This is a genomic window from Pseudorhodoplanes sp. (assembly GCF_035565855.1).
Lineage (GTDB): Bacteria > Pseudomonadota > Alphaproteobacteria > Rhizobiales > Xanthobacteraceae > Pseudorhodoplanes.
This window is the reverse complement of record NZ_DATMRX010000098.1, coordinates 1-5,047: the sequence shown is the minus strand read 5'-3', so window position 1 is coordinate 5,047 and position 5,047 is coordinate 1. Positions and strand designations below refer to the sequence as shown.

At 64.6% G+C, this 5,047-nt stretch carries 6 protein-coding genes; all 6 read left to right on the top strand.

Annotation, left to right across the window (positions count from 1 at the left end):
• Positions 1-886 (top strand): AMP-binding enzyme (locus VN004_RS05465; protein WP_325607794.1); only part of this gene is annotated, 886 nt, incomplete at its 5' end.
• Between the two features lie 106 nt (positions 887-992).
• Positions 993-1,151, top strand: coding sequence for a hypothetical protein (locus VN004_RS05460; RefSeq protein ID WP_325607792.1), 159 nt, complete (start codon positions 993-995; stop codon positions 1,149-1,151).
• Positions 1,152-1,173: 22 nt separating this feature from the next.
• Entirely contained in the window at positions 1,174-1,773 is a 600-nt protein-coding gene (locus VN004_RS05455) for a DJ-1/PfpI family protein (RefSeq protein ID WP_325607790.1), read from the top strand.
• 56 nt (positions 1,774-1,829) lie between these two features.
• Entirely contained in the window at positions 1,830-2,198 is a 369-nt protein-coding gene (locus tag VN004_RS05450; protein WP_325607788.1) for a VOC family protein, read from the top strand.
• Positions 2,199-2,259: 61 nt separating this feature from the next.
• On the top strand, positions 2,260-2,976 hold the full coding sequence (locus VN004_RS05445; protein WP_325607786.1) for a YafY family protein: 717 nt from the start codon (positions 2,260-2,262) through the stop codon (positions 2,974-2,976).
• A 123-nt stretch (positions 2,977-3,099) separates the two neighbouring features.
• Positions 3,100-4,716 (top strand): bifunctional phosphoribosylaminoimidazolecarboxamide formyltransferase/IMP cyclohydrolase, encoded by a 1,617-nt coding sequence (purH, locus tag VN004_RS05440; RefSeq protein WP_325607784.1) that lies wholly within the window; start codon positions 3,100-3,102, stop codon positions 4,714-4,716.
• Positions 4,717-5,047 lie beyond the last annotated feature (331 nt).

The window sequence follows — 5,047 nt, the reverse complement described above, 5'->3', positions numbered from 1 at the left end:
CGCGTTCCGCGCCATCAAGAAGGAAGATCCAAACGGGGAGCTCATTCCGGGCTACGACCTGTCGCGCTTCCGCACCTTGTTCCTCGCCGGCGAGCGCGCCGACCCCGAAACGGTCAAATGGGCCGAGCAGCGTCTCGGCGTGCCGGTGATCGATCATTGGTGGCAGACCGAGACGGGCGCGCCGATCAGCCAGAACCCGGTCGGGCTCGGCATCATGCCGGTGAAGTACGGCTCGCCTGGCGTCCCTATGCCCGGCTACGACGTCAGGGTGCTCGACGACGCCGGCCATGAGGTGCCGCGCGGCACGCTCGGCAATGTGGTCCTCAAGCTTCCGCTCCCGCCGGGTTGCCTGCCGACGCTCTGGCATGCCGACCAGCGCTTCCGCGACGCCTATCTCGCCGAGTTCCCCGGCTACTATAAGACGGCCGACGCCGGCTATATCGACGAGGACGGTTATCTCTTCATCATGGCGCGTACGGACGACATCATCAACGTCGCGGGGCACAGGCTTTCCACCGGAGCGATGGAGGAAGTGCTGGCCGAGCACCCCGACGTCGCCGAATGCGCGGTGATCGGCATTGCGGACGAGATGAAGGGTCAGGTTCCCTGCGGCTTCGTGGTGCTCAATTCGGGCGTCTCGCGCGACACCGCCACCGTCGAGCGGGAGGCCATTGCCCTCGTGCGCGAGCGCATCGGCCCGGTCGCGGCCTTCAAGACGGTGGTTGCGATCAAGCGCCTGCCGAAGACGCGATCCGGCAAGATCCTGCGCGGCACGATGCAAAAGATCGCAGACAGACAAGCCTGGACGACGCCGGCGACGATCGACGATCCCGCCATCCTCGACGAGATCACCGAGGCGCTCAAGGCGCGCGGCATCGGGGTCTGAGCAGCCCGGAACAAGAAGAGAACAAGAACTGACAGACTCCTGACAGACTGTTGTCAGGAGGGGTGTGCGATAGTGTCTCCATCACCTCAGGGAAAGGAGTCACGTCATGACCGCGTTCGAATTCGCCCGACGCTATGTCGGTCAGATCCGCAGGATGCGCGAGGAAATCCGCACCGAACAGCTCATCAACTCGCTGCCGAGGGAGATTCGCAAGGATATCGGCTGGCCGGACAATTATGCTTCGCGCTGGGCCAACCGGGCCTGATCGATCGGCAAGGAAGATGGAAATGGACCTCAATCCCAAGACGGTCGGACTGGTCTTCATCGACCGCTACGCCGACTGGGAGCACGGGCTGCTCGCGGCTTCCGCGGTGGAGTGGTTCGGCGCCAGAGTGCTTGCGCTGACCCCCGGCGGCGGCGTTGTCGCTTCCGCCGCGGGCTTGCGCGTGGCCGGCGACCGCGGCCTCGAACCGGCCGCCAATGTCGATCTGGATGCGGTGGCGGTGATCGGTTCCGATGTCTGGCCGACACCCGATGCGCCCGATGTTTCGAAGCTGCTGAGCTCCGTTTCAGCCCGCGGCGGCATCGTCGGCGGCATCTGCGCCGGCACGCTCGCGCTCGCTCGCGCCGGCCTCTTCGCGGAAGTCAGGCATACCAGCAACGGGCGGAAATGGATTCTCGAGCATCTGCCCGCCTATCCGGGCGCGTCGCAGTACCACGATGTTCCCCACGCCGTCGCCGACGGCAAGATCGTCTCGGCGCCTGGCAATGCTCCAGGAACGTTCGCGCATCGGTTCCTGCTGGCGCTTTACCCGGAACGGGAAGCGCAGCTTTCGGATATGCTGGCAATGTTCGCCAAGGAGTACGGCTCCCGCCAATCCTCCTGACAGAATGCTGTCAGGATAGGCGTGCGAGGATGCCGTCCATTCGAAGGAGGTATATCATGGAATCGTTTGTTCCGGCCAGGGCCTCCGCATGGTTCGAGATCCCGGTCTCCGATCTCGGCAAGGCGCGTGCTTTCTATGGCGCGGTGCTGCAGACCGAGATCCCGGTGACCGAAGGCGGCCCGAATCCGATCGCGATTTTTCCGGCCAAGGACGAGATGGCTTCCGGCCATCTTTATGAAGGCAAGCCGGCCGCAGCTGGCACCGGAGTAACCGTTCATCTTGCCGTTGCCGATCCGCTCGAAGACGCGATGAAACGGGTCGCCGACAATGGCGGACAGGTCGTGTCGCCGATTGTTACTATCCCGGCCGGCCGTTTCGTATATTGTCTCGACCCCGACGGAAACAGCTTCGGGCTGTTTGTCTAGGCAGGTTCGGCGAGGTGTTCCACGGTGTGCGACAAGAACCTGCGGCGAAAGGCTTGCCCGAATGAGACGCGCTGATCGTTTGTTCCAGATCGTGCAGCATCTGCGTGGTGGCCGGCTGGTGACCGCACAGAAGCTCGGCATGTGGCTGGAGGTTTCCGAGCGCACGATCTATCGCGACATCGCCGACCTTCAGTCAACGGGCGTGCCGATCGATGGAGAGGCCGGGGTCGGCTACATGATGCGGGAGGGCTTCGACCTCCCGCCGCTGATGTTCACACGCGACGAGATCGTCGCGCTTGTCGCCGGCGCGCGCATGGTGCGTGCCTTTGGCGGGGCTGCGATGGCGCGCGCCGCCGAAGAGGCTTTGGTCAAGATCGGCGCGGTCCTGCCCGATACCGAGAGGGACCGCATCGCCCGAACCGAGATCCACACTCCGATGTGGGTGGTGACCGATGCCGATCGCGAGGCGATCGATCTCATCGAGCGTGCCATCGAAAAGCGCGACGTGCTCACGCTCGACTATCACGACGAGGCCGGGCGCGGCACCGCCCGCGACGTCCGGCCGCTCGGCCTGTGGTTCTGGGGCAAGGTTTGGACCCTGATCGCCTGGTGCGAGATGCGCAACGACTTTCGCGCCTTCCGCATCGACCGCATCGCAACCGTCAAAGGCTCCGGGCGCACCTTCCGGCCCGAACGCGGCAAGCTGCTCGCCGACTATTACCGCAGCATCGAACGCAGCGAGGCTCCCGGAGCCGACCAGGCATTGCGCCGTTCCTGACTTCGGACGGCGCTTTCGCCGGATCAAGATTTCCTTACCCGGCATCGGGGACGTTTCGTTCGGCCTTTTCTTGTGTTAGGCCCGCGCAACCCCGTTAGAGACCGGCAGAGGAGACTTGGCACCATGGCCGTCGCATCCAAGAAGATTCCGGCGCCCGACCTGGTGCCCGTCCGCCGCGCCCTGCTGTCGGTTTCCGACAAGACCGGGCTCCTGGACTTCGCCTCTGCCTTGTCCAAGCGGGGAGTCGAGCTCGTTTCGACCGGAGGGACCGCCAAGGCGATCGCCGCGGCAGGCATTCCCGTGCGCGACGTGACGGAGCTGACCGGATTTCCCGAGATCATGGACGGCCGGGTCAAGACCTTGCATCCTGCCGTCCATGGCGCATTGCTGGGCGTGCGGGACGACCCCGAGCATGTCGAGGCGATGGACGCCCATGGCATCTCGCCGATCGACCTCGTCGTGGTCAATCTCTATCCGTTCGAGGACGTCCGCTACGCCGGAGGCGATTATCCCGAGATCGTCGAGAACATCGACATAGGGGGGCCGGCCATGCTGCGTGCCGCCGCAAAGAACCATGCCTATGTGGCGGTCGTCACCGACCCGGACGATTACGCGCCCGTCGTCAACGCGCTGGAGGTCAATTTCGGCAGTCTCTCGCTGGACTTCCGCAAGCGGCTCGCCGCCAAGGCCTTCGCCCGTACCGCGGCCTATGACGCCGCAATCTCCGGCTGGTTCGCCGAGGCGCTCGACATCGAGCACCCGACCTGGCGGGCCTTCGGCGGCAAGCTCGACAATGTCATGCGCTATGGCGAGAATCCGCACCAGCAAGCGGGCTTCTATGTCTCAGGCGACAAACGGCCGGGCGTTGCCACGGCGCAGCAGCTTCAGGGCAAGCAGCTTTCCTACAACAACATCAACGATACCGACGCCGCATTCGAACTGGCCGGAGAGTTCGATCCCGCCCGCACCGCCGCCGTCGCCATCATCAAGCACGCAAATCCCTGTGGCGTCGCGGAAGGCGGATCGCTGCGGGACGCCTATCTGAAGGCCTTGCGCTGCGATCCTGTCTCGGCCTTCGGCGGCATCGTGGCGGTCAACCGATTGCTCGACGCCGAAGCGGCGGAGGAGATCGTCAAGATCTTCACGGAAGTCATCATCGCGCCGGACGCCACCGAGGAGGCGAAGGCGATCGTGGCAGCCAAGAAGAACCTTCGCCTGCTGCTCGCGGGCGGCATGCCGGATCCGCGAACGCGAGGCATGATGGTGAAATCCGTCGCTGGCGGTCTGCTCGTCCAATCCCGCGACAGCGCGGTCGTGGACGATCTCGAACTGAAGGTCGTGACGCGCCGGAGCCCGTCCGAGCAGGAGATGACGGATCTCAGATTCGCGTTCCGCGTGGCCAAGCACGTCAAGTCGAACGCCATCGTCTATGCGAAGGACGGCGCAACGGTCGGCATCGGCGCCGGCCAGATGAGCCGGGTGGACTCCTCGCGCATCGCGGCGCGCAAGGCGGAGGATGCCGCCCAGGCCGCAGGCCTTGCAGAATCCCTGGCCAAGGGCTCGGTTGTCGCTTCCGACGCCTTCTTCCCCTTCGCCGACGGCCTGCTCTCGGCGGTCGAGGCCGGCGCCACGGCTGTCATCCAGCCGGGCGGCTCGATGCGAGACGACGAAGTGATCGAAGCCGCGAACCAGCATGGCGTCGCCATGGTCTTCACGGGCGTGCGGCATTTCAGGCATTGAGACTACACCGGTGGCCGCAATGATCGATGGTCTGCGCTGGCCCCTCCTGCCGGACATCTCTCCCCGCAAACTGCGGGGAGAGAGACGGCTGCCGCTCGGTTTTCGCTAGTCGCGAAAGCTGGCGACTGGCGAAAGTGGAGATGACAGCGTCCTTCTCCCCGTTTCTACGGGGAGAAGTGGCCGGCAGGCCGATGAGGGGCGACGCAAGCCCAAAAGGGACGGCTTGCTTCCCACATAAATTAGTTATATCACATAACAATAGCCATGAACGAGCGAGCCCGTGAGAGCACCGCAGGAACAACCCGTCACATTCGAGATCAGGGACACGATC